Origin of the sequence: Paenibacillus sp. PvR133, assembly GCF_017833155.1 — a bacterium.
Taxonomy (GTDB): Bacteria; Bacillota; Bacilli; order Paenibacillales; family Paenibacillaceae; genus Paenibacillus; species Paenibacillus polymyxa_B.
In genome coordinates this window covers 4,408,877-4,433,034 of sequence record NZ_JAFIBS010000001.1, presented here as the reverse complement: position 1 = coordinate 4,433,034, position 24,158 = coordinate 4,408,877, and the positions used below count along the sequence as shown (strand labels likewise).

The window sequence follows — 24,158 nt, the reverse complement described above, 5'->3', positions numbered from 1 at the left end:
CCTGTCCTTAGACAAAAAGCGTCTCTAATCCATTTTTTATATTTATCATACACCTCAAATAAGATGCCGAGATGCTGAAATTAACAGTGTCATCGTAATGACATTCACAATCGTAGAAAGTAATACTGTTTGTGCGGCAAAATCGGGTTCATTTTTATATTCTTCCGCCAAAATACTTGTATTAACGCCGGTAGGCATACCCGATGCAATGAGCAAGGCTTGAGCCGGAATCCCCTTAAGACCCAGCAGCAAGACGAGCATAAAACCGACCATTGGACCAGCAATCAGGCGTAGTACCATACTGATGTACACGGCTGTCCGGCGCAAACGAAAGGGATATTGCACAATTTGTGCCCCCAAAGTAAGCAGAGCCACGGCAACCATCGACTGACTAATATAATTCAAAGGTTCAGCCAGTAAATTAGGCAATGGACTATGCAGCAGATTTAGGAGCAAACCTAGCGCAAGCGCATAGGGAACAGGCATTTTAAAAAAATTAATTAATATTTTTCGAGTATTGGCCTTGCCGTTTTGCACAACAAAAGTGCCGTATGTAAATGTGACAAAGCTTTGAAAGGTCATAATCAGAGCTTGAACGGAAATGGCCAACGGGTCACCTTTGAACACCAACTGATTGATTGGCAGACCATAATTCCCTGAATTATCTAGCATTACACTATTTGTAAAAGCTCCACGCATTCCGGGGCTGTATTTCAGAGATCTGGCGACGGTAGTGCTGATTACGTACAGAATAGCTATGTACAAAGCATAAAAAAGTGAAACCTCACCCATGAGCATTAAAGAAATTTCCGAGTTATAAAGACCTGTAAACACAACTGCGGGGGTGATATAGTAAAAATTGATTTTAGCTAAGGTATACAAATCCAGTCGAAAATAATATTGCATGATACAACCAAAACCGATAAGTACAAAAATAGGTAAAACAACGTCCAAAAGAATGGTGCCGAACATGTCTGTTTCATCTTCTTTCTATTATGCGAATGTAATGGCTGATTCTTAAAAATGCATGTGTAATTCTCATTATACTGTGTAAATAGGTTAGGCGTATAATAAAATTTTATAGTGATTTTGACATTATAGACTGCAGCTATATTGGTGTCTCACACATTAGATAAGAAAAGATAAAAAATCAGCTTAGAGAAGCCGTTAATACATCTAGGGACATTTGAGCCTGGTCTTTACTATAAGGAGGAATCGCATCATGAGAAACACTTGGACAGCCTTACTAGCGTGTATACTGGTCTTGGGATTGGCAGCGGGAACCGCTGAAGCCAAGCAGGGACGCGGAAATGATCAGGAGAACAAACAGGAAGCAAAGACGTCTGTTAAAGACGGGAATGAAAAGAGCGGGGAGGAGCTAATCAATCCCCATGACTCAGACAATGATCAGTCCAAAAAACAAAAGGACAAAGCAACCGGTAAAAAGGATGAAAACAGTAAAAAAGAAAAACACGCAGAAATCAGAAAAACCGAACCTGTTGCAGTAACGGATGATACATACGAGGAGTCTAAAGACCATAATGGTCACAAGGGACGCAACGGTTACAAGGGTCTACTTCACGCGGTAGAAAATACGAAGGATAAGCCGGCAGGAGCGGTTATTGCGAATCTGCTGCTTACGAAATACCCAAACCGTTTGACTCCGGAGCAGGTTGCTGAACTTGAATTGATCCGGAATTCTGGTAAAGCACTGACTGAGGCAGCTGAGCTACTGGCTGAAAACGGAAATGTGACTGATGCCGTTTACATGCAAGAGGAGGCGGTACTGGCTAATGTGTCCGATCTGGACAGCTACAAAAAGCTGGGTGAATTCTCGAAGAAGGCCGGACGGCCGTCGGGTATGAAGCTGTTCGTGAATGGTGAAAAATACGATGCCAAACCGATTAACCGTAATGGGACCACACTTGTTCCGTTTAGAACAGCTTCCGAAGCTTTGGATGCAAAGGTTTCCTGGGATCCGAAAGAAAAGGCTGTTACTGTCACCCGTAACGGCGTGTCCGTCAAATTATTTGTTAACAGTCCGAAAGCATATATTAACGGTCAGCCGTATTCTATCGAGCAGCCAGCATCCATAGTGGATGGGACGACAATGGTACCTGTAAGGGTAATCGGAGAGGCCTTGGGGACAAATGTTAAATGGGAGCCTGAGAGCCAGTCCGTTGTTGTATACGAGCAGCCAACAACAACACCTGCATCAACATCATAACGTGCTGTAAACAAAAAGGGCCCTGACTAACTGTCAGGCCTTTTTGTTTTACCTTGCAATTAATGATTTCGTATTCTTTTTAATGGTGAGAAGATAGATAGCCTTCATAATACTACCAAGCTATTCGCATTATGTGCTGGTCATGTGTACAATTAAATAGAGAACGCTTAGAAAAGGGAGTGTCATAGATGGATTTAGGATTAACGGGAAAAACAGCCTTTGTTGCAGGTTCCAGTAAAGGACTCGGCAAGGCAAGCGCACGGGAGCTGGCACGCGAGGGTGCGAATGTCGTCATTTCAGGACGGAACGAAGCAGAGCTTCAGCGGACGCAGGCGGAATTACTGGAAACAGCGAGTGGCCGCGTTGAATATGTAGTTTGCGATGTAACAAAACCAGAACATATCTCCCAGGCCATCCGCCGTACAGCTGATTTGTTTGGCACCGTGGATATTTTGGTTAACAATGCGGGTGGACCTCCTGCCGGTACCTTTGATGATTTTACAGATGAAGTGTGGATGCAGGCCTTTGAACAAAATTTACTTAGTCATATCCGGTTGATCCGTGAAGTGTTACCATATATGAAAAAACAACAAAGTGGTAGGATTTTAAATATTGCTTCTTCCTCAGTTAAACAGCCAATTCCGGGGTTAATCATTTCAAATACGCTGCGTACTGGAGTTGCTGGATTGGCAAAAACATTGTCTCTTGAATTAGCTCCTCATAATATTCTGGTACATACTGTAGCACCGGGGAGAATTGCAACTGATCGCGTGCGTAGCTTGGACGAGCATCGAGCTGAGAAAACCCAGCAAACGACGGATCAGGTTCGCAAACAAGCAGAAGAGGGCATTCCATTGGGACGGTATGGAGAGCCTGAAGAGTTCGGTAAAGTTGTTGCTTTTCTGGCGTCTTCAGCTTCATCCTATTTGACAGGGAGTACCATCCTTGTGGATGGCGGAATGATTAAATCGTTATAAAATAAAGATGCGTGCCAGCCTCAGGTTTAATTGGGTGCTGGCACGCTTTTTTAAAATTTATTTAGGAAGTAGAAAATCTTCATTCACGGACTGTTCAGCCCTCACGGCCTGGAAGCTCACAACCCTCATCGGTACACATACCACCTGCATCTTGTTTGGACGAGCTGCCGCTTATCATAGTGAAAGGTGAGCGTTCATCCCATGCTTTTTGAAGCGCATCATGAAATACTTCCTCCGGCTGGGCACCAGAAACAGCAAATTTTCGATCAAATACAAAGAATGGCACACCCTGAACACCTAACTCAGCGCCTTCGGATTCATCAGCTCTAACTTCGTCGGTAAAACGATCACTGGCTAATATAGCAGCCGCTTCCTTTTGATCCAAACCAACCTCAGTAGCCAGCGCTACCAGCACTTCATGATCCCCTGTATGCTTGCCTTCGATGAAAACAGCTTGGAATAAACGCTCGCTCAGCTCCAGCATTTTGCCTTGTGTTTGAGCCCAAAGTGTTAAGCGGTGAGCATCAAGAGAGTTCGTCGGCACCATGGCATGAATATTATAATCAAGACCCGCAGAGCGTGCGTTTTCGTTCATTCGATCATTCATAGCCTGAGCCTCTTGCAGACTGACCCCATATTTAGCTGATAGTTCTTCATTGATCGTTTTACCACTATCTCTCACAGCATTCGGGTTCAATTCGAAACTCTTGAATGTCAATTGCACCTCATTGCGATGTGGGAATTGCTGTAATACTTGCTCCAAACGGCGTTTGCCGATATAACAGAATGGACACATATAATCAGACCAAACTTCGATATTCATAAGGAAAAAGCCTCCATGTATACGTATTTTATTGAGTAACTGGGAGTGGTGCTCCCCCCTTTAGAATGTGTATTAAGGTGGAACTTCATTAGTTACAATAAGAATTATAAAGCTAAAGCATTCAACGTGCAAATAATTAATGCTTGTCAAAAAATTAATGCTGTGATATTTTATATGTGTAACCGGTTACACATTGGAGTTGAACCTACACTATGACAACAATTAAAGAAGTCGCCAGCTTTGCAGGTGTTTCCGTAGCGACCGTATCCAGAGTTATTAATGAAACTGGATATGTACATGAGGATACACGGCGAAAGGTAGAGGCTGCAGTGAAGCAGTTAAATTACAAGCCTAATGAAGTTGCACGTTCTTTGTATAAAAAGAAATCCAGATTAATCGGCCTGCTGCTGCCGGATATTACGAACCCTTACTTTCCCTTGTTAGCTCGTGGGGTGGAGGATCGAATGCAGGAAAATGATTTTCGGATTATTTTCGGTAATAGTGATGAAGATCGCCAAAAAGAATTGGATTACATGGATACTTTTGTTCAAAATAATGTCGTTGGTGTTATTTCTTCTACCAATGATCCCGATGCCGATTGTTATGCCAAACTGAAGATCCCGGTCGTTTTTCTCGATCGAACTTCCAGTGACAGCCTCTCCGTATATGCAGATGGAGCTCATGGCGGTTGCTTGGCTGCTCAAGAAATGGTTGCCCGCGGCAGCAAACAAATTACAGTCATGCAGGGCCCTGCACATATTCGTCCAGCACAAGACCGTTTTCGCGGGGCGGTTGAAGAGCTTCAGCAATCCGGAACTGCTTACCATGTGGTCGAGACAACTTCCTTTTCGTTCAAGGAGGCCGAGTCGTGGGCCAAAGAGCTGTTTAGCAAGTACCCGGATACAGACGGAGTTATCGCAAGTAACGATATCGTGGCTACAGCGGTGATGCATGAGGCACATAGATTAGGAAAGAAAATCCCGGATGATGTTCAAATAATCGGGTTTGATGATATACCATTAAGTAGTTTGTTATTCCCGCCTTTGTCAACGATCCGACAACCTGCTTATGAAATGGGCTGGGAAGCAGCAGGGCTACTCATTCAGTTGATTGAGCAGTCGCAAGTAACGAAGTCAAGCGTACCTAATCTTCATTCGAAAGTACTTACCTATTCAAGCATACAATTGCCCGTCAAATTTATAGAACGGGAAACGACAAGAAAGGTGGATCATGATGGCTAAAATTTCGATTATCGGAAGCAGTTCTATGGATCTCGTAGTTACTTCGTCCAAACGTCCCGGTGCTGGTGAAACGGTATTGGGTGAAAGCTTTACAACCGTACCTGGAGGTAAAGGAGCCAATCAGGCAGTAGCCGCAGCACGACTCGGAGCAGACGTTACGATGATTGGACGTGTAGGGGATGACCATTTTGGAGAACAGATTTTACGGAATTTTGAAGAAAATCATGTTCATACTGGCTATGTGAAACCGGTTACACATATGGAAAGCGGTACAGCGCATATTGTACTCGCTGAAGGTGATAACAGTATTGTCGTGGTAAAAGCAGCAAATAATGAAGTGACACCCGCCTATGTGGAAGAAGCACTTGACGTCATTCGAAGTTCGGATATTGTGTTAATTCAACAGGAAATACCGTCGGAAACGGTTGTTTATGTAAGCGAAATTTGTGCGAAGTACCAGGTACCCTTGTTGCTGAATCCAGCCCCGGCCCGTGAAGTGGAAGAAAGCGTAATTGCGAATGCGACCTATATTACGCCAAACGAGCATGAAGCTGCCATTATGTTTAAGGATATGAGCCTGCAAGAAGCGTTGCGCAAATATCCCAACAAGCTGTTTGTGACTGAGGGCAGCAACGGTGTACGATTCTTCGACGGAGAACAGGAAGTCGTGGTTCCTACTTATAAAGTAGAAGCCGTTGATACAACAGGTGCAGGAGATACGTTTAACGCTGCTTTTGCAGTGGCATTGGCTGAAGGGAATTCGCTGGCAGACAGTGTGAAATTTGCTAATCGTGCTGCGTCATTGTCCGTAACCAAATTTGGAGCCCAAGGTGGAATGCCAACCCGTCGTGAAGTGGAGGAGCAAATATAATATGAAGAAACATGGAATCCTAAACAGTCATATATCCAAAATACTGTCGGATCTCGGCCACACAGACTATATTGTCGTGGCTGATGCCGGCTTACCTGTTCCTGAAGGCGTTACCAAAATTGATTTGGCCCTTAAACTGGGTGTTCCATCCTTTCAGGATGTCGTTGATGTCATTGCAGCAGATATGGTGATCGAAAAAGTAACGCTGGCCGAAGAAATCAAACAAGAAAATGAACAAGCATTACAGTATATTATGCGCACCTTTGCAGGGGAGCAATTAGAACAGCCACAGCTTAATAAGCAGGCAGCCGTCATTGAGTTTTGCCCTCATGAACAATTCAAGGAGCTGACCCGGTATGCGAAGGCGGTCATTCGTACAGGAGAGGCTAAGCCGTTTGCCAATTGTATTTTGCAGGCAGGAGTTCATTTTGGATAAATCAATGTTGAATAAAAAGGAGGGTACAGCATGCAGATTCAAATGAAAGGAATTCACAAAGCCTTTGGAACCAATCAGGTACTGAGTGGTGTTGACTTTGATCTTCGTGAAGGAGAAGTACATGCCCTCATGGGTGAAAATGGTGCAGGCAAATCAACGCTGATGAATATTTTAATCGGACTGCATCGGCGAGATGAGGGAACGATCATCATTGACGGTCAGGAAACCTATTTTGCCGACCCCAAAGAAGCGGAGCAAAAAGGAATTGCTTTTATTCACCAGGAACTGAATGTGTGGCCGGAGATGACCGTGCTGGAAAATCTATTTATCGGCAAGGAAATGACATCCAAGTGGGGCTTGCTAGACAGTTCTAAAATGAAAGCGCTAGCAAATGAACAATTCAGCAAGCTTTCGGTAAATCTTCCATTGAACGGTGAAGCAGGCGATTGTTCAGTGGGTCAACAGCAGATGATTGAAATTGCCAAAGCACTCATGACGGATGCTAAAGTTATCGTGATGGATGAGCCGACAGCCGCCTTAACCGAACGAGAAATTCAGAAGCTGTTCGAGGTTATTACTTCCTTGAAAAAAGATGGTGTTTCGATTGTGTATATTTCACATCGGATGGAGGAGATATTCGCGATCTGTGATCGGATTACCATCATGCGTGACGGGAAAACGGTGGATACTCAGGCGATTCCCGATACGCATTTTGATGAAGTTGTACGGAAAATGGTGGGTAGAGAGCTGACTGAACGCTACCCGGTAAGAACGCCTGCTTTGGGAGAAGTGGTGCTGGAGGTCAAAAATGCTTCGCATAAAGGGTTATTTGAAAATGTGAATTTCACTGTACGATCTGGGGAAATTGTAGGTTTTTCAGGCTTAATGGGCTCGGGACGGACCGAGATCATGCGGGCGTTATTTGGACTGGATGCTTTGGATCGTGGTGAGATTCATGTGCGTGGAAAAAAAGTGTCTATTCGTAAGCCGGATGATGCGGTGAAACTTGGGATTGGCTTCATTACAGAAGACCGAAAAGATGAGGGCTTGGTGCTGGACTTTTCCATCCGGGAAAATATGGTGCTGCCAAATCTGTTCAGCTTTACTTCAAAAGGATTTATTTCAGGTAAAAAAGAGCTAGATTTTGTTAATACTTTAATTAAGCGCTTACAAATTAAAACCCAATCTGGCGAAACAACGGTTCGCAGTTTGTCAGGTGGTAATCAGCAAAAGGTGGTTATTGCCAAATGGGTAGGTATTGGTCCAAATGTGCTCATTCTTGACGAACCGACGAGAGGTGTGGATGTGGGAGCCAAGCGGGAAATCTACCAGTTGATGAACGAGCTGACCGAACGTGGAGTCGCGATTATCATGGTATCCTCGGAACTCCCTGAGGTACTCGGCATGAGCGATCGTATTGTCGTGGTACACGAGGGAAAGATCAGCGGAGAGCTGAGCAGGGAAGAAGCCACACAAGAAAATATTATGACGCTAGCTACAGGAGGACAGTAATATGACAACTATGAATGAATCAAAAAGTAGCAAAGGCTTTCAAATGTCACAAATCACACAGAAGCTTGGCCCGTTGTTGGGACTCATTATTTTGGTAATTATCGTATCGGTTTTAAATCCCAGCTTTTTGGAACCGCTTAATATTTTGAATTTATTGCGCCAGGTATCCATTAATGCGTTAATTGCGTTCGGTATGACCTTCGTTATTCTCACAGGCGGAATTGATTTGTCAGTCGGCTCCATATTAGCACTATCCAGTGCTTTTGTCGCAAATATGATGCTAGCCGGGTTCGATCCTATTTTGGCGATTATCATCGGCTGTGCATTGGGTGGCGTGATGGGGATGGTCAACGGCTTGATGATTACGAAAGGTAAAATGGCTCCGTTCATCGCTACACTAGCAACCATGACCATTTTCAGAGGATTGACACTCGTATATACCAATGGTAACCCTATTACAGGACTCGGAGACAGTCTGGTATTTCAATTATTCGGACGTGGCTATCAGTTCGGTATTCCGGTTCCAGCGATTACGATGCTCATTACCTTTGCTGTTTTATGGATCATTTTGCATAAAACACCATTTGGACGCAAAACGTATGCCATTGGTGGTAACGAGAAGGCTTCGATTGTATCCGGTATTAAAGTACCGCGTGTAAAAATCTGGATTTACTCTCTGGCTGGAATGCTTTCCGCGTTGGCGGGTGCTATCTTGACTTCACGTTTGAACTCGGCGCAACCGACAGCAGGTACTTCTTATGAATTGGATGCCATTGCGGCTGTCGTATTAGGTGGAACAAGTCTCTCGGGAGGACGCGGACGAATCGTAGGTACGTTAATTGGTGTGCTTATCATCGGTACACTAAACAATGGCTTGAACTTGCTGGGGGTTAATTCTTTTTATCAAATGGTCGTAAAAGGGATAGTCATCGCTATTGCTGTACTGATTGACCGTAAAAAATCCGCATAATACACCTAATCTGCGTAGAAGGAGACACAAAATATGAAAAAGCTTACATTAATCATGACTGCCTTGCTGCTCCTGCTCATGACAGGGTGTTCCTTGGAACCGCCCGAATGGGCGAAACCTAAAGCGGCCGCGAACCTGAAGGACATTAAAATCGGCTTGTCGATCTCAACACTGAATAATCCATTCTTCGTATCTCTCAAAGACGGAGTTGTGGCAGAGGCCAAAAAACAAGGAATGCAGGTCATTGTTGTGGATGCACAAAATGATTCGGCGAAACAAAGTAATGACGTGGATGATCTGATTCAACAGGGAGTAAACGCGTTACTCATTAATCCGACAGATTCGTCGGCCATCTCCACTGTGGTACAATCAGCGAATGCATTGAACATCCCGGTTATTACACTGGATCGTTCTGCTGACAAAGGAGACGTAAAAGCACTCGTCGCTTCAGACAACGTAGAGGGAGGACGAATGGCTGCCAGATATGTGATTGATCAAGTTGGAAAAGGTGCCAAAGTGATTGAGCTGGAAGGTGTTCCAGGAGCATCCGCTACCCGTGAACGTGGGAAAGGCTTCCATGAAGTAGCAGATAAGGATCTGAAAGTCATAGCAAAACAATCGGCCGATTTTGATCGGACCAAAGGTTTGAACGTGATGGAAAATCTGCTGCAAGGAAACCCGGACGTACAGGCTGTATTTGCCCACAATGATGAAATGGCGTTGGGTGCTATCGAAGCAATCCAAAGCTCAGGTAAGAACATTCCAGTCATCGGTTTTGACGGTAACGAGGATGCGCTTAAATCAATTAAGGAAGGGAAACTGACAGCCACTGTAGCTCAGCAACCCGAGCTTATTGGACAATTGGCGGTGCAGGCAGCCAAGGATGTACTTCAAGGTAAAACTGTGAAAACATCAATTCCTGCTAAGCTGGAGTTGGTGGACCAATCGAAATAAAATGGGTACTTGACCCGACATATTAAGCCTTCGGACTGATGCAAAACATACGCATCAGTCCTTTTTTTGACTAATCTACGATGATGATACATACCACATAAATGGAAGTTTTTAATTTTTGTATTGTAAGAAGAGACGGTAAAAGATAGAATAACAATTATATGATAATGAGAATCACTATCATATTATGAATTGTATATATCTAAGGAGGACGTATATTGTGCAACAAAGGTACAGATTAAAATGGGAATCCACGCTTTGTCTTGTGGTTCTTTTGATGGTTGTATTGAGTGCATGTGGAAACACAGCTAGCAACAACCAGACAAACGATAAGACCAGCACTAATGATCCTTCCGGGCAATCCAAAACGGTTGTCATGCGCGAATATACTGATGCCACTGGCAATAAGATCAGTATCCCTGTAAATCCACAGCGAGTCGTCACAACACAATATTTGGATGCTATGCTGGCCTTGGGAGTTAAGCCTGCAGGTGCTGCTTCCCATTTGTTAGAAGGAGAATATTTAAAAGGTAAGATTGACGGAGTTGCGGATATTGGGAACCCGACAAATGTAGAAAAGGTGCTGGAGCTACAACCGGACCTGATCATCACAACAGAAGATACCACGCCAGAAGTGAAAGAGCAGCTGGATAAAATTGCTCCAACCGTAGTCGTTTTGTTTGGAGATGGGGATGTATTTAAGCAACTGCGGGATATCGCAGCCGTGCTGGGTAAGGACAAGGAAGCCGAGCAGTGGATCGCTAGTTTCGACAAAAAGGCTGAAGAAGGTCGAAAGAAGCTGGCTGGAAAATTCAAAAAAGATGAAACGGTTACCATTTATATGACCTACGGTAAGGATGTGCTAAGAGTATATGGAGCGCGAAATGTAGGACATGTCATTTACCGTTCACTGGAATTGAATCCTCCTGAGTACATACGCCAGAAGCTGGCGAAGGACCCGAGATTTAATTATGTTTATGATGTTATTTCAATGGAAAAGTTACCTGAACTATCAGGAGACCGAATTATTATGCTGGTTTATGATGAAGCGAGCAAGGACGGAATGCTTAAGCAAATTGAGCAAAGTGCATTGTGGAGAAATCTCCCGGCTGTCAAGAACCACAAAGTGTATTTCATCAAAGCTGACCCGTGGTTTACCTACTCGCCGCTTGCTATTGACAAATCGCTGGATGAAGCCGTTAACATGCTTTCCGTCGATCCTAAATAATCACTCGAAATTAGAAAGGAGAAGTCATGACTATGCTTAGACGATTTTTTGAATACTACCGTCCTTACCGGACTTTGTTCATCATTGATTTCTCTTGTGCCTTGCTAGCTGCACTGCTGGAGCTGGCTTTTCCGCTTGCAGTCAACCGGGTGGTCGATGATTTGCTGCCCAGCGGGAACTGGAAATGGATTTTATATGCCTGTCTAGCTCTACTCGGTATTTATGTCATAAGTGCTGCGCTGAATTACGTGGTTACCTATTGGGGGCACAAGCTGGGCATTAACATCGAATCGGACATGCGTAAAAAGCTGTTTGATCGGGTACAAAAGCAATCTTTTCGTTTTTTTGACAATAACAAAACAGGGCATCTCGTTTCACGTATGACCAACGATCTAATGGATATTGGGGAAATTGCCCACCACGGACCTGAAGATTTGTTCATCGCGTTGATGACACTGGGGGGAGCCTTTGGTATCATGCTCGGTATTAACTGGAAGCTGGCTGTACTGACTTTCATCATTGTACCCCTCATGATTTACTTGTCTCTTTATTTCAGCCGAAAAATGTCTGCTGCTTTCCATCGTATGTTTTCTGATATTGCGGATTACAACGCTCGTATTGAAAATAACGTCAGCGGGATTCGCGTTGTTCAAGCGTTCTCCAACGAAGCTCATGAAATGGAGCGTTTTGCTGAAAATAATGGACGTTTCCGTAAAACGAAGCTGATCGCGTACCGGATTATGGCCTGGAATTCCTCAATTAGTTTTATACTAATGAAGCTGGTTTCATTGTTTGTGCTTGTGTGTGGAACATGGTTTGTTATCAAAGGACAGATGACCTACGGGGAATTTATCGCATTTGTGATGCTGTCTAATGTATTCCTGGGGCCGATTAAACAAATTAATTCTGTCATCGAAACGTATCCGAAAGGGATTGCCGGCTTCCGACGGTATCTGGATTTGCTGGAAAGTGAATCGGATGTAGAAGATCTGCCTGGGGCCAAGGCGGTTGGCCATCTTAACGGAGATATTCAATTTGCAGGTGTAACGTTTGGTTACGAGAACAAAGATAAGGTATTACGCAAAGTGGACCTATCTATCCATGCGGGTGAAACCGTAGCACTTGTGGGTCCTTCAGGAGCAGGTAAAACGACACTTTGCAGTTTGTTGCCTCGCTTCTACGATGTCGAGGAAGGCAGCATTACCATTGATGGGATGGATATCCGTGAAATGAAGCTGGAATCGCTGCGATCCATGATTGGTATCGTACAGCAGGATGTATTCCTCTTTGATGGAACGATTCGTGAAAATATCGCTTATGGTAAGCTGGATGCTTCGGAAGAAGAAATCTGGGATGCTGCTCGTCGAGCTCAGATTGAAGACCTTGTTCGCTCATATCCGGATGGTCTGGATACAATGATCGGTGAGCGAGGTGTGAAGCTCTCCGGTGGTCAAAAGCAACGTTTGTCTATTGCCCGGATGTTCCTTAAAAATCCGCCAATTCTCATTTTAGATGAAGCGACATCAGCATTGGATACAGAGACAGAAGCCGCGATTCAGCAGGCGCTGACAGAGCTATCCCAAGGCCGTACGACACTCGTTATTGCGCATCGTTTGGCAACGATCAAAAATGCTGACCGCATTATCGTAGTTGCAGATCAAGGGATTGCCGAGCAAGGCAGACATGAAGAGTTATTAGCAGTAAAAGGGGCATATAGCCGCCTGCACCAAGCTCAATATGGAACGTAAATAGGTCGATATGACGCCGTAAATAGAGAGAGGAATGAACGAGTTTGACAAAGAAAATGTGGATTGTGATGATGCTTCTGTCAGTCATTTTAGTTCTTACCGCCTGTGGTGGAAACGTAAAGCAGCCGGATGAAAAGCAGAATCAAAGTTCTAGTGAACAAAAATCAGAGGAAACGAAAACAGTCAAAACGATTCATGGAGATATTAAGATACCGGTTCACCCTCAGCGGGTTGTAGTGGATTTGTACCTGAATGATTTATTAGCACTAGGAATTAAACCTGTGGGAAGTGTTAAATATTATCTGGATAATCCGTTTTCGAAGGATCTTGTACAGGGAATTACAAGCATTGGAGACCGCGGAAGTGTATCCATTGAGAAAGTATTGACTCTGCAGCCGGATTTGATTCTGATTGGTTCCAAAGATGCTTCTGAATATGAAAAATACAGTAAAATTGCTCCGACCATCGTGATTCCTTATGGAACGTACAAGAATGTGCATGAGGAACTGACAGCTTTTGGTGAACTGCTTGGAAAAGAACAGGAAGCCAAAACATGGCTTGCTCAATACGATCAGCGAATGCAGGCTGCACGTGACAAGCTAAAGGGAATTGTTCAGTCTGGAGATACTTTCACCGTAATGGAAGCTTCGGAAAAAGAATACTATGTCTATGGTGATAATTTTGGCAGAGGAGGACAGGCGGTATACAGAGGACTGAATTTGACACCTCCGCCGCTTGTCCAAAAAGAATTATTAGGTGAGACTCAATGGAAATCGGTGTCAAAAGAAGTCATTAATCAATATGCCGGCTCTTATATCTTTCTGACGGTTAACAAGGATTTGGGCGGTTACGAAGGAGACAGCATATGGAAATCACTGAATGCAGTCCGGCAAGGTAAGGTTTTTGAGCTCCAAGAGGATCGATATTGGTACTTCGATCCCATCGCTATTGTAGGGCAAGCTGAAGAAATCGCAGATATGATCGTCCAGCGGAATAAAGAGAACGCCGCACAGAAGTAGTCGCTTCGGTGTTGTTGGCAGCCCTTTGGTATTTATGCCGAAGGGCTTTATTTTTTCACAATAGGGCAGATCATTAGGCATTCCTCGAAATTTGCTATTGAAGCCGTTGCCACATTAATTTACAATAGTAAAGATTGCATGATAATAATTCTCATTATCAACATCATCTTCAACACAGTTCGTGATAGCTACATACTATTCAACAGTAAGGGTGAACAATAGTTATGAAATTATCAGAATCATCGGATAGCCCCGCTCAAAGCAATCATAACCAGTCGCCGACTCAATTCCACTCGCGACCATGGGCAGCTTCGCTTATCCTGACAGCTGGGCTTGGACTTTTAGCGTTCGGTATCGCGCTATCCCTATCTTTTGGTGCAGCCTCTATTAGGCTGGAAGAGGTGTGGAACGCCGTTTTTCATTTTAAACCCGAGTTGCAAAACCATCAAATTATTTGGGAAATCCGTCTACCTCGGATTCTGGGTGGGGTTTTAATCGGAGTTTGCTTTGCCGTAGCAGGTGCAATTATGCAAGGTATGACTCGAAATCCGCTTGCTGACTCGGGCTTGCTTGGACTGAACTCGGGAGCCAGCTTGGCGATGGCGATTTGCTTTGCCCTTTTTCCCGGATCTTCCTTTTTACAGTTAATGTTGTATTCCTTTGTTGGTGCAGCTCTGGCTGTTGTGATGGTATATGGTACAAGCTCCATCTCCAAATCAGGTCTTACGCCAGTTCGTCTTGTATTGGCGGGCGCAGCTGTCACGGCATTGCTGTCTGCCTTAGGAGATGCAATTAGTTTGTACTTTAATGTTGGACAGGATTTAGCCTTTTGGTATGCCGGAGGGCTTAGTGGAACCAAGTGGGTTCAGCTCGGTATAGTTTTGCCTTGGGTTGTGGCAGCTTTTATCGGCGCTCTCATGTTGTCGCGCTCTATTACGCTGCTTAGTCTGGGAGATGAAATTGCGTTAAGTCTTGGTCAGCGAACTGGGGTGGTAAAGGTAGTCGGGATGATTCTTGTTCTGATTCTGGCGGGTGCAGCGGTGTCGTTGGTTGGTTCTATAGGTTTCGTGGGATTAATTATTCCCCATATAACCCGCAAGCTGGTTGGCGTCGATTATCGCTGGATTATTCCATGCTCGGCCATTATGGGAGCTTTACTCATTGTGTTTGCCGATCTGGCAGCCCGTATGATTAACGCACCTGAGGAAACACCAGTGGGCGTACTTATTGCCTTAATTGGGGTTCCATTCTTCCTTTATCTGGCACGTAAAGAAAGGAGGGCGCTGTAAGATGAATAACGTTACGAATGGGGCTATTGCCAAAGCTAGTCATCGTAAAAAAATCCATGATTGGATGGTTGTAATTATTCTGCTCGTATTGCTCATTGCTGCGTTCACCATAAGCGCGAATACGGGAACCATCCGGCTTTCGCCAATGGAGCTATTTAGAACCTTGTTTGGACAAGGGACTCCACAGCAGGAATTAATCCTCTTTGAATTCCGATTGCCGCGAATGGTTATTTCTCTTCTAATCGGTGCAGGTCTTGCTGTTTCTGGCTGCATCATGCAAGGGGTCTCACGTAACGGCCTAGCGGACCCTGGTATTCTGGGGATTAATGCGGGCGCCGGGCTGATGGTCATGCTGTTTGTATTGCTTTTTCCATCTATGCAAACTACGAATTCATTGTTTTTACTTCCCGCTCTTGCGCTGATTGGATCAGGAGCAGCTGCTATTCTCATCTACGCGCTTTCTTACAAGAAAGGCGAAGGAATTTCCCCGACAAGGCTACTGCTGAGCGGAATTGGCGTAGCGGCGGGTATCAGTGCTGCGATGATCATTATGACTCTTAAGCTGACACCTGAAAGCTACACGTTTGTAGCTAATTGGTTAGCAGGAAGCATCTGGGGCTCAAACTGGAAATTCGTAATGGCTCTGTTGCCTTGGCTGATTGTATTGCTTCCTTTCGCATACTACAAAGCAAATGTGATGAATGTGCTTAATCTGGGAGATCAGACGGCATCGGGGTTGGGTACACCTATCGAAAAGGAACGTATTCTCCTTCTCGCTGCTGCGGTTGGATTGGCCAGTTCTAGTGTTTCGGTTAGCGGCGGTATCGGCTTTGTCGGTTTGGTGGCTCCACATTTGGCGAGAAAGCTGGTGGGTCCGAAGCATAAAATGCTGCTGGTAACCTGTGCTTTAGTCGGAGCACTCCTGGTACTTGTAGCGGATACGATCACACGATCCTTACCTTTACAGAAAGAAATACCGACAGGTTTGATTGTAGCCATCATTGGTGCGCCATACTTTTTATATCTGCTGAGTCGCTCCAAAGGGTAACATCACGAAAGGATACCACCTGTCAATTAAAGGATACACACAACAAATAACCTTCAACACCACTAAGGAAGTGGGGCTGAAGGTTATTTTTTTCATTTGATTTAGCAGCCTTTCATCTCAACGGGAAGTATTCAAGGCATGAGAGGTTTGATGCAGCTCTCTGATCATTTTATGTAACGTGTAATTTTCCTGACGTGTCACGCCGTGTTGATTTTCCTGAACCAGCAACTGATGGATGTTTCGTTTTAGAATTTCACTTCGACGTTCCAGCATTTCGGTACTCATAAATAAATGAACACTCCCTTTGTCATGAATAAACCTACATTTTTGAAATGAGCATAGGCTGAATATAAGTTTGCCTTTCGACTTCTTTAAGTATATCGTGCTAGATGATCAAGGGAAAACGGAGCGAGACTGCAAATTACTTTTTCTCATCATCCATGCCGTGTCGACAGCGACTCACCCCATGAGTTCTTAGATATACTTCCTGATGCTGGCGATAACAGGAGATTAGACGTAATTAACTTCATGTATATAATTTGACTAGCTCATGTTTTTTGATATAAACGGATTTAGTGTATTAATCCATTTAAAATTTTGCTGAAAGCTATGGAGGGGAGCAACTAGAACTGCAAAGGTGTATTCAATGCAATCATTGGTATATTCCATATCAGCGAGCTCAGTTAACCAAATTTTGCAGTTCTAAATGTCGGAGTCATTACAACTACCTAATGAAAAGAAAAGAATAAGAGGCTATAACATTTTGGAAGTGAGGAGATACATTAATGATTATTTAAAAATCAAATGAAGAAATTGAGATCATGAGGGGAGCTGGCCGAATTACGACTATTCTGCCAGTCCGCACCACTTGCCTTTGAGGCCGAACTTTTCAAGTCCTGTGTGTACGCCGTAGACGGATACTGGAAGCCATGATCCGAATGAAGCACGGCTCTGGATACGTCTATTTTGTGTGCATTCATAATACCAATTTCTTTATACCCCGGACCGAAAAGATCCGGAATGGTGGAGAAATAGCTGCTTTATTATCATTATTTGTATTGTGGATATACCGGCTGAACGGCTACCTGCTCAGGATCATGACCGAAGAACAACAGATTCGGCTTAACCTCCTGCACAATCTGCTGAATGCGGGTGATTGACTGGCGTGCCTGTTCACGGTCAAAGCCGTCAAACGGCACGTCGTTTGCGTAATTCTCCTGCGTGTAGGCAACATCAATCGTCAGCATGACCGGACCCGATTCCTTTGTTGTGACCAGCGCGGACTGATGACCCGGCGAATGACCCGGAGTATAGAACAGTTGCAAACCTGGAACCAGCTCATGATCCCCTTGAAGCAGTCGGTAATTCAAGTCCGCCTGCACGCATTCCGGTGGCGCATACTCCAGATTACCGATCGCAGCGTCTGCTTCGGTCTGCTGCACATAAATCGGTGTATTCGGAAAATGCGGATTGCCTCCAGCATGATCCATATGCATATGAGAGATTACGATGGCATGGATATCGTCCGGTTGATAGCCGATCCGATTCAGTACAGCCACGATACTATCATCGGCTGACATATGGGGAATGAAGCGCCCTTCAAACGGTGTACTTTTAAAATAATTTGGATTGTCGATAAACGAATCCGGCATACCGGTATCAATGAGAATCGGACCGTGATCTGTCTCCAGCAGATACGACCAGATTTGCAGGCGCACCAGTTCACCGGGCTGTGCATGATGGTTGAGTGAGGAGCGGTCAATATCAAGCTGACCGATCGGTAACCAGTACAATTTGTTAATCATACAATCATCCTCCAATCTTAGTTTACATAATAATTATTATGTAGTTATGAATCAGGGTTTCGGCTGACAGAAAGTGATGTTTGTATTTTCGTTTGTAAGATCCGGGTGCTGGAGCCTCATGCTGTCGTTGTAATCTCACTCTTTTGAAAATTAATTTTTAATAGTTTAAATGATAAGGCATGTAGGCGTCCAGCAGAAAATTGCCCAGAAGCTGGATCACACGGTCATCATCTCGAAAATCGGTGAAATTCTTGGTGATCCACTGCTGCTATTGGGTGAAAATTACAATCAGCTAGCAGGCTATCATATGGAGATGGTACACGCGCCGGAAGATGATCCGGATAGCGAGCTGGAAACTGCATATGATATTCATGTTTTGGCCACTATGGCGATTTTGACTGCTACCGATCGAGAGCAGCGCCCCAGCTTGCTGATGAAGTAGAGAAGTGGTGCTGCATGCAAGATTATTGGCTATTTAGTTTTGTTTTGGATATGAATGAATTACATTCGGAGAACTTTTCTTGAGCGTGTTTTAATTTGTCTACATTGTGGGATCGACCCCCTCTGACCCTATGCCACCCCGTTAAGTTCTTTGAAATGTCTGCTTGAAGGCGGTACCAGGCTGGACAAGAGGGGAGCGCTTTATTTATACTTAAAAAGCGCTTAAAAAACAGCGTATAATATAAATTATACGCTGTTTAGGTTTAAAACGACTTTTAGAATCTCTCCTGCATAAGATGTCGATTGAATTGTCGATAAAAATCAGACGAAAATGATCGTTTTACAGTATATTTCGGAATGAACTGAATTGGAGGCGAACGGGATGAAAAAAGAGTTACGACATGTGGGGCTCGATACAACTGAAGAAACTGATGAAATATATACTGAGGAGCTGGAAGCTTTTTTGATCTGGATGAAGGATGGGGGATATACGATACATACGCAAAAAAATTATATGGGGGATGTAAAGCAATTTTTACGCACGTTGCGTGAAAAACCACTCGATCAGGTGAAGAAGATTCATGTTATGTCGTATTTGTCTAAAGCGCGGGAGGGAGGCGCCGGAGATAGTACGCGGAACCGGAAGCATGCAGCGGTGAACAGTTTTTTTAAAGCGCTACAGGAATTTGAGTTATGCAGCACAAATCCGGCAGCGGGAATTAAAAAAGCAAAAACTGAAAAGAATCGTATGCCCGTCTATCTGGATGAAAAGGATATTCATCCGTTTTTGCTCGCGGTGGAGGGGAAATATGCAAATCGTAATATGGCTATTTTTCTGCTGATGGTCTACATGGGATTGCGGGTGGGGGAGGTTCATTCATTGAATGTCTCGGATTACAGCCGAGAAAGACGTACCTTAGATGTGTTCGGTAAAGGACGTAAGTGGCGTACTCTCCCGGTACCGGAAGCCGTATGTGATTTTGTAGAGCATGCGTTGGAGGAAAGATTGACGCCGTGGAGAGGTAAAGAGGATGCGATGTTCGTATCCCAAAAAGGCCGCCGTCTGGCAGTGCGCACCATTCAACAGATCGCTACAGAAACGTTCGAACGATTCCAGCAAGATAAGAGTATAGATCGCCGGGAGGCTTATTCCAGCCATAAGCTGAGACATACATTTGCGACAATGCTATTACGTAAGGGAGCAGATCTGCGTACCGTACAGGAGCTACTAGGGCATTCATCCATTCAGACAACCACAGTATATACACATGTCACTGATCGGGAAAAAGAAAAAGCAATGGATAAGCTGGATATTCAGATACCAATATCAAGATTGTAAGTATAGCATGAAAGTTGAGAGAAATTAGTTTACATAATAATGATTATGTAAACTCATTGGGCGGAATTACATTCTGACTTGAAAATCACATCAACGGCTTTAGGTCATTACAATCATGAACGTAGTATTCTTTTTCATAGCGTTAGTTTTGTTTTTGATTGATTTGCTCCAACCTGATACTGATTAGCTGCCACCCAATCATTTTGCGCATACGATTCGATTGTGGTTCTTCAACAGCATTCTTCAATAGATTAGCCTCCTTATTTTAGCGATCATCTTATGTTAAGCATGAGAATAATTCAGAATAAGCTGGAAAGCAATAGTGAATTAAAGGTTAGTACGATATTACCTTGACAAAGGTAATATTTTACTGCAAAATTAGTGAAACAAATTTATAAATATGGTTTATAAAGTTGTTTTATGATGTTATAAAAAGAAGGTGCTATGTATGGAAAAAGCTAATACAAATTTAATTAAAGAAATAAATCTGAACCTGGTTCGCAAAGTATTGAAACAGATCAGTAAGACAACAAAACCCCAACTAGCCGCATTGACTGATTTAAGTGTGGTAACTATCAATACCCTTATGCAGGAATTGCTTAATAATGGAGAGATCTTTGAAGATGAAATCGTCCCTTCAAACGGAGGCAGGCATGCGTTAACCTATCGTTTTAATTATGAGTATAGTCTAGCACTGATTATACATATTAACGAAAAACAAGGGACAGATGTAGTGTGTACTACGGTAGTGAATTTAAATGAGGATGCTCTGATGAAAGAAGAGCATCCCTTTCAAATTTTTAATGCTACACAATTTTATTCCACGATTCAAGACATCATTTCCCTCTATCCTTCCATTAAAGTTATTGGAATAGGAATCCCGGGACAATCTGTAAATGGAGAAATTACAGTCAGCAGTCATGAAAGATTAAATGGAATTCGGTTGGCAGAGGATGTGCAAAGCAAATTTGGTTTGCCGGTTATTGTGGAGAATGACGTAAATGCCGCTGTATGTGGTTACGTCTATAGAGAACAAATAGATGAAGATCAATGTGTACTGGCTATTTATTTTCCTGAGAATTCTCCACCAGGAATGGGGATTTATTTGCGAAATGGGGTTTTAAAAGGCAAACATGGATTAGCTGGTGAAATCAAATTCCTTCCGTCGATAGTTTGGGATGAGAGCAAGGGAACGGAAGTTTTCTTCAATAGTATATGTGAAATTATTCAAATATTACAATCTGTATTTGATCCTGATCGAATTGTGATCTATAGAGAGAATATAGAAGAAGTGTCTTTCTTTCATTTTTTAGAATCCTACAAATCTAAACATAAGATGCCTTTGTATCCTAAGGTTATTTTCTCAGATTTATTTTATGAAGATTTTAAAACAGGGTTGAGAGGGTTAACTCTAAAAGAATTGGAACGTCCAATCATTGTCTTTAAATAATGTATATATGTGTAGTGAAGAGAGGGAGAGAAATGATGGCAACGTGTTGCCGCGATACAAAATCCCATAACCGAAATCCAATCAGACTACTCACAGAGAGATCACAATACTGTACAAGTTAAGAACATCCCCAAACAAAAGCTAATTCGAATGAAAGGAGTTAAGGACACGCTTATTGCTTTTTTGTTTTATTGTGGTGTGGAAGCCATGGTGGGCTTATGGGGAGCCAGCTATTTGGTAGGGGCCAGAAACATTACAGCCGAAACTGCAGCTGGCTGGATATCCTTATACTACGGTGGAATTACGATAGGCAGGCTTATTACGGGGTTCGTAACTTTAAAAATAAATAATCGTATGTTAATTCTGGCTGGCCAACTTACTGCAATTACAGGAGGACTCATTTTGTTGCTTCCTTTTTATGCTGTTCAGTTCAGAACAAGTGAATCGTACATTGAAAAAGAGAACTTTGAACGGTTAACCCAAGATTATATCTTAAATCATAAACACCCATGACAATAACGTGCTTTTCTATAAATTATCACTTGACCTGAAACGCGTTTCATCAGCTAAAGTAAACGTGTAACCTAAAAGAGAAAGCGAGGGCACTCTATGATCTCACTGATTTTACTTTGCTCAGTCATATGGATTGGTACTTATTGGTGCTTAACATTATCCGGGCAGCCTAAGGAAGTAAAACCTTACCGCTCCATCGATGATTTTTTTGAATAACTTTGTATGTCCACTTAATAAAGGAACTTTTTTTACTCACTTTATTAATATGTTTAATTAAATGGTTTAATAAGTGTACAGGGTATGTAATGCACCTATTAAATGAATGTTTGAAGATTTTAATAGAGATTTTGATGTTGATCCATGGAAAGAAAATGAAAAGCCGTAAATTAAACTGGCTAATAAAGATCATTATATATTAAGGGAGGATTTATAGATGTTTAAACTGGTGGTAAGTGATCTGGATGGTACTTTTCTGAATAATAGTAGCACTTTCGATGTCGATTTATTTAATCAGGTGTATGGAGAAATGCAAGAAAATAATATTTCCTTTGTAGCCTGTACAGGCAAGCAGTGTGAAAGAGTAGAAGAATTATTTGGCGAGCACGGAAAAGGGATCTGGATCTTAGGGGACAGTGCTACGCGGATTAAAAAGGATGGAGTCGTCGTCAAAGAGTTTACGATTGAACGCAATTTAGCATTACAAGCGATAAGAGATATCGAAAGTTTTTCCAATGACTTCATTATCATAGCATGTACAACGGAAGCAGCATTTGTTCATTCTTATATTCAAGACGAATACTATAAAATTGTGAAAGGCTCGTACAAAGAAGTGATTAAGATTGATTCATTTGATCAAATCAACAGTAGCTTTCTTAAAATAACTGTATATGATCCATCTGGAAAAAGTTCCTTATTAAGAAAACATGTTGAAAAGACTCTAATGGATCAAATTTATATTGTTGATTCTGAAGCAAATTGGCTGGATATTACAGCACTTCATACCCATAAAGGGGAGACGGTAAGAAAACTCCAAGAGATATTGGGGGTTACTGAGGATGAGACCCTGTCTTTTGGAGATGGTGAAAATGATGTGGAACTTATGAGTATAGCAAAATATAGTTTTGCTATGAAAAACGCATGTGAGAATACTAAAAATGCTGCCAGTTTTATCACTAAATCCAACGAAGAAAACGGTGTCTTATTAACGATAAAAAAAATGATGGATTTACAAAAACAATAATATTAATTATCGTTATGGAGAGAAGACCCCAAATTGCCTCATGAAAGGACTATACGTAGCATGAAAAATAAAATACTGGTTTTTGATATTGGTGGCTCTTTTATTAAATTTAGTTTGTATTTTCAAGGTGAATTTATGTGCAAGGGGAAAGTTAAAACTCCATTGGACTCACTTGAGAATCTGCTTGTAGCTTTGAAGCAAATTCATAATCAGTTTATGGATGAATGTGAAGGTATAGCCGTCAGCATGCCAGGTATTGTGAATTCGGAAAGCGGTCACATGGTGCATGGCGGTTCATTAAGATATATAAATGATATAAATATGCTTGACGTTTTTAAGAAAGCGTTTCACAAACCTGTAGCGATTGAAAATGATGGAAAGTGTGCTGCTCTTGGAGAAGCATGGCGTGGTTCATTACAAGGGATTACCGATGGTGTCGTTCTGGTCGTTGGAACAGGGATGGGCGGTGGAATCATCTCTCAAGGGAAATTGCTGAAGGGCCATCATTTATCAGCTGGAGAGTTCTCCTTCATTAGAACGAACAACGAAAATGCAGACAATGATGATTATCTGCTTGGTATGCAAGGGAGTAGTTTTGTTTTAACTAAAACCGTTGCGAAAGCCAAAGACCTTCCTGCAGATTCTATGACAGGTGAAAAGATATTCAAGTTCATTGAAGAAGGTGATGGCACGGTCCAAACGATTTTTCGAGAATACTGTAGGAACATCGCAACACAAATCATTAATTTGCAATCCATACTTGATCCTGAAAAGTTTGTAATTGGGGGAGGCATATCTGAAAATCCTTTATTGGTTATTACCATTAGGGAAGAGCTAGAAAAGCTTTATAAGGATTCTATCTATAATTTTGTGTGTGCAGATATTGAACAAAGTAGATTAGGCAATGAAGCGAATTTGCAAGGTGCTATATATAACTACAAACAATCCTATCATCTTGAATGATAACTAAAGTTATATTTCGATGAGTGCGGGATTGAGTATTACAAACAAATAAAAAACAACAAAA

General features: G+C 42.8%; 23 protein-coding genes and 1 pseudogene. 19 read left to right on the top strand and 5 right to left on the bottom strand.

Annotation, left to right across the window (positions count from 1 at the left end):
* Positions 1-54: 54 nt before the first annotated feature.
* A complete protein-coding gene (locus JOE49_RS19260) occupies positions 55-972 on the bottom strand; it encodes an AEC family transporter (RefSeq protein WP_076159586.1) in 918 nt (305 codons plus the stop codon).
* Between the two features lie 250 nt (positions 973-1,222).
* Between JOE49_RS19260 and JOE49_RS19255 the strand changes: the two genes are divergently transcribed.
* Together JOE49_RS19255 and JOE49_RS19250 are read left to right on the top strand one after the other, a co-directional pair.
* Positions 1,223-2,227, top strand: coding sequence for a copper amine oxidase N-terminal domain-containing protein (locus JOE49_RS19255; RefSeq protein ID WP_209942473.1), 1,005 nt, complete (start codon positions 1,223-1,225; stop codon positions 2,225-2,227).
* Between the two features lie 188 nt (positions 2,228-2,415).
* Positions 2,416-3,204: an SDR family oxidoreductase gene (locus tag JOE49_RS19250; protein WP_023988932.1), complete on the top strand. Its 789-nt coding sequence runs from the start codon at positions 2,416-2,418 to the stop codon at positions 3,202-3,204.
* A 94-nt stretch (positions 3,205-3,298) separates the two neighbouring features.
* Here JOE49_RS19250 and JOE49_RS19245 read toward each other — a convergent pair whose 3' ends face one another.
* Entirely contained in the window at positions 3,299-4,027 is a 729-nt protein-coding gene (locus tag JOE49_RS19245) for a DsbA family oxidoreductase (protein ID WP_160790117.1), read from the bottom strand.
* Positions 4,028-4,239: 212 nt separating this feature from the next.
* On the opposite strand from JOE49_RS19245, the gene JOE49_RS19240 reads away from it, so the two are divergent.
* The 11 genes from JOE49_RS19240 to JOE49_RS19190 all read left to right on the top strand — a co-directional run bounded on the left by JOE49_RS19240 (position 4,240) and on the right by JOE49_RS19190 (position 16,343).
* Entirely contained in the window at positions 4,240-5,268 is a 1,029-nt protein-coding gene (locus JOE49_RS19240) for a LacI family DNA-binding transcriptional regulator (RefSeq protein WP_209942465.1), read from the top strand.
* Entirely contained in the window at positions 5,261-6,139 is an 879-nt protein-coding gene (rbsK, locus tag JOE49_RS19235; RefSeq protein ID WP_068942581.1) for a ribokinase, read from the top strand. The genes JOE49_RS19240 and rbsK overlap by 8 nt, the downstream gene beginning before the upstream one ends.
* Before the next feature lies 1 nt (position 6,140).
* Positions 6,141-6,575 (top strand): D-ribose pyranase, encoded by a 435-nt coding sequence (gene rbsD, locus JOE49_RS19230; protein ID WP_209942462.1) that lies wholly within the window; start codon positions 6,141-6,143, stop codon positions 6,573-6,575.
* A gap of 30 nt (positions 6,576-6,605) precedes the next feature.
* On the top strand, positions 6,606-8,087 hold the full coding sequence (locus tag JOE49_RS19225) for a sugar ABC transporter ATP-binding protein (protein WP_023988927.1): 1,482 nt from the start codon (positions 6,606-6,608) through the stop codon (positions 8,085-8,087).
* 1 nt (position 8,088) lies between these two features.
* Positions 8,089-9,057, top strand: a complete 969-nt coding sequence (locus JOE49_RS19220) for an ABC transporter permease subunit (protein WP_013310465.1) — start codon at positions 8,089-8,091, stop codon at positions 9,055-9,057.
* A gap of 33 nt (positions 9,058-9,090) precedes the next feature.
* Positions 9,091-10,011, top strand: coding sequence for a ribose ABC transporter substrate-binding protein RbsB (rbsB, locus tag JOE49_RS19215; protein WP_025720638.1), 921 nt, complete (start codon positions 9,091-9,093; stop codon positions 10,009-10,011).
* Positions 10,012-10,231: 220 nt separating this feature from the next.
* Positions 10,232-11,239 carry an ABC transporter substrate-binding protein gene (locus JOE49_RS19210; protein ID WP_209942460.1) on the top strand — a complete coding sequence of 336 codons (1,008 nt, stop codon included), beginning with the start codon at positions 10,232-10,234 and terminating at the stop codon, positions 11,237-11,239.
* A gap of 32 nt (positions 11,240-11,271) precedes the next feature.
* Positions 11,272-12,987: an ABC transporter ATP-binding protein gene (locus JOE49_RS19205; protein ID WP_209942458.1), complete on the top strand. Its 1,716-nt coding sequence runs from the start codon at positions 11,272-11,274 to the stop codon at positions 12,985-12,987.
* 68 nt (positions 12,988-13,055) lie between these two features.
* Positions 13,056-14,006, top strand: a complete 951-nt coding sequence (locus JOE49_RS19200; protein ID WP_481856251.1) for an ABC transporter substrate-binding protein — start codon at positions 13,056-13,058, stop codon at positions 14,004-14,006.
* Between the two features lie 224 nt (positions 14,007-14,230).
* Positions 14,231-15,295 (top strand): FecCD family ABC transporter permease, encoded by a 1,065-nt coding sequence (locus tag JOE49_RS19195; RefSeq protein WP_025720646.1) that lies wholly within the window; start codon positions 14,231-14,233, stop codon positions 15,293-15,295.
* A gap of 1 nt (position 15,296) precedes the next feature.
* Positions 15,297-16,343 carry a FecCD family ABC transporter permease gene (locus tag JOE49_RS19190; RefSeq protein ID WP_053325571.1) on the top strand — a complete coding sequence of 349 codons (1,047 nt, stop codon included), beginning with the start codon at positions 15,297-15,299 and terminating at the stop codon, positions 16,341-16,343.
* 117 nt (positions 16,344-16,460) lie between these two features.
* Here JOE49_RS19190 and JOE49_RS19185 read toward each other — a convergent pair whose 3' ends face one another.
* From JOE49_RS19185 to aiiA, 3 genes are all read right to left on the bottom strand, one after another.
* Positions 16,461-16,628 carry a hypothetical protein gene (locus JOE49_RS19185; RefSeq protein ID WP_007432475.1) on the bottom strand — a complete coding sequence of 56 codons (168 nt, stop codon included), beginning with the start codon at positions 16,626-16,628 and terminating at the stop codon, positions 16,461-16,463.
* A gap of 515 nt (positions 16,629-17,143) precedes the next feature.
* The gene (locus JOE49_RS19180; RefSeq protein ID WP_160791029.1) at positions 17,144-17,323 is read right to left on the bottom strand and encodes a hypothetical protein; all 180 of its coding nucleotides are present in this window, start codon (positions 17,321-17,323) and stop codon (positions 17,144-17,146) included.
* Positions 17,324-17,392: 69 nt separating this feature from the next.
* Complete coding sequence (gene aiiA, locus JOE49_RS19175) at positions 17,393-18,148, bottom strand: quorum-quenching N-acyl homoserine lactonase AiiA (RefSeq protein WP_209942456.1); 756 nt, start codon at positions 18,146-18,148, stop codon at positions 17,393-17,395.
* A 169-nt stretch (positions 18,149-18,317) separates the two neighbouring features.
* Here aiiA and JOE49_RS19170 point away from each other — a divergent pair, with 169 nt between their 5' ends.
* The 6 genes and pseudogenes from JOE49_RS19170 to JOE49_RS19145 all read left to right on the top strand — a co-directional run bounded on the left by JOE49_RS19170 (position 18,318) and on the right by JOE49_RS19145 (position 24,094).
* Positions 18,318-18,590, top strand: a complete 273-nt coding sequence (locus JOE49_RS19170) for a hypothetical protein (protein ID WP_209942454.1) — start codon at positions 18,318-18,320, stop codon at positions 18,588-18,590.
* A gap of 381 nt (positions 18,591-18,971) precedes the next feature.
* Complete coding sequence (locus JOE49_RS19165; RefSeq protein WP_209942452.1) at positions 18,972-19,928, top strand: tyrosine-type recombinase/integrase; 957 nt, start codon at positions 18,972-18,974, stop codon at positions 19,926-19,928.
* 448 nt (positions 19,929-20,376) lie between these two features.
* Complete coding sequence (locus JOE49_RS19160) at positions 20,377-21,378, top strand: ROK family protein (protein ID WP_068942569.1); 1,002 nt, start codon at positions 20,377-20,379, stop codon at positions 21,376-21,378.
* Between the two features lie 36 nt (positions 21,379-21,414).
* A pseudogene (locus JOE49_RS19155) lies at positions 21,415-21,792 on the top strand (MFS transporter); the annotation flags it as partial.
* A 532-nt stretch (positions 21,793-22,324) separates the two neighbouring features.
* Positions 22,325-23,131: an HAD-IIB family hydrolase gene (locus tag JOE49_RS19150; protein ID WP_209942450.1), complete on the top strand. Its 807-nt coding sequence runs from the start codon at positions 22,325-22,327 to the stop codon at positions 23,129-23,131.
* Between the two features lie 60 nt (positions 23,132-23,191).
* Positions 23,192-24,094, top strand: a complete 903-nt coding sequence (locus JOE49_RS19145; protein ID WP_209942448.1) for an ROK family protein — start codon at positions 23,192-23,194, stop codon at positions 24,092-24,094.
* Positions 24,095-24,158: the final 64 nt, after the last annotated feature.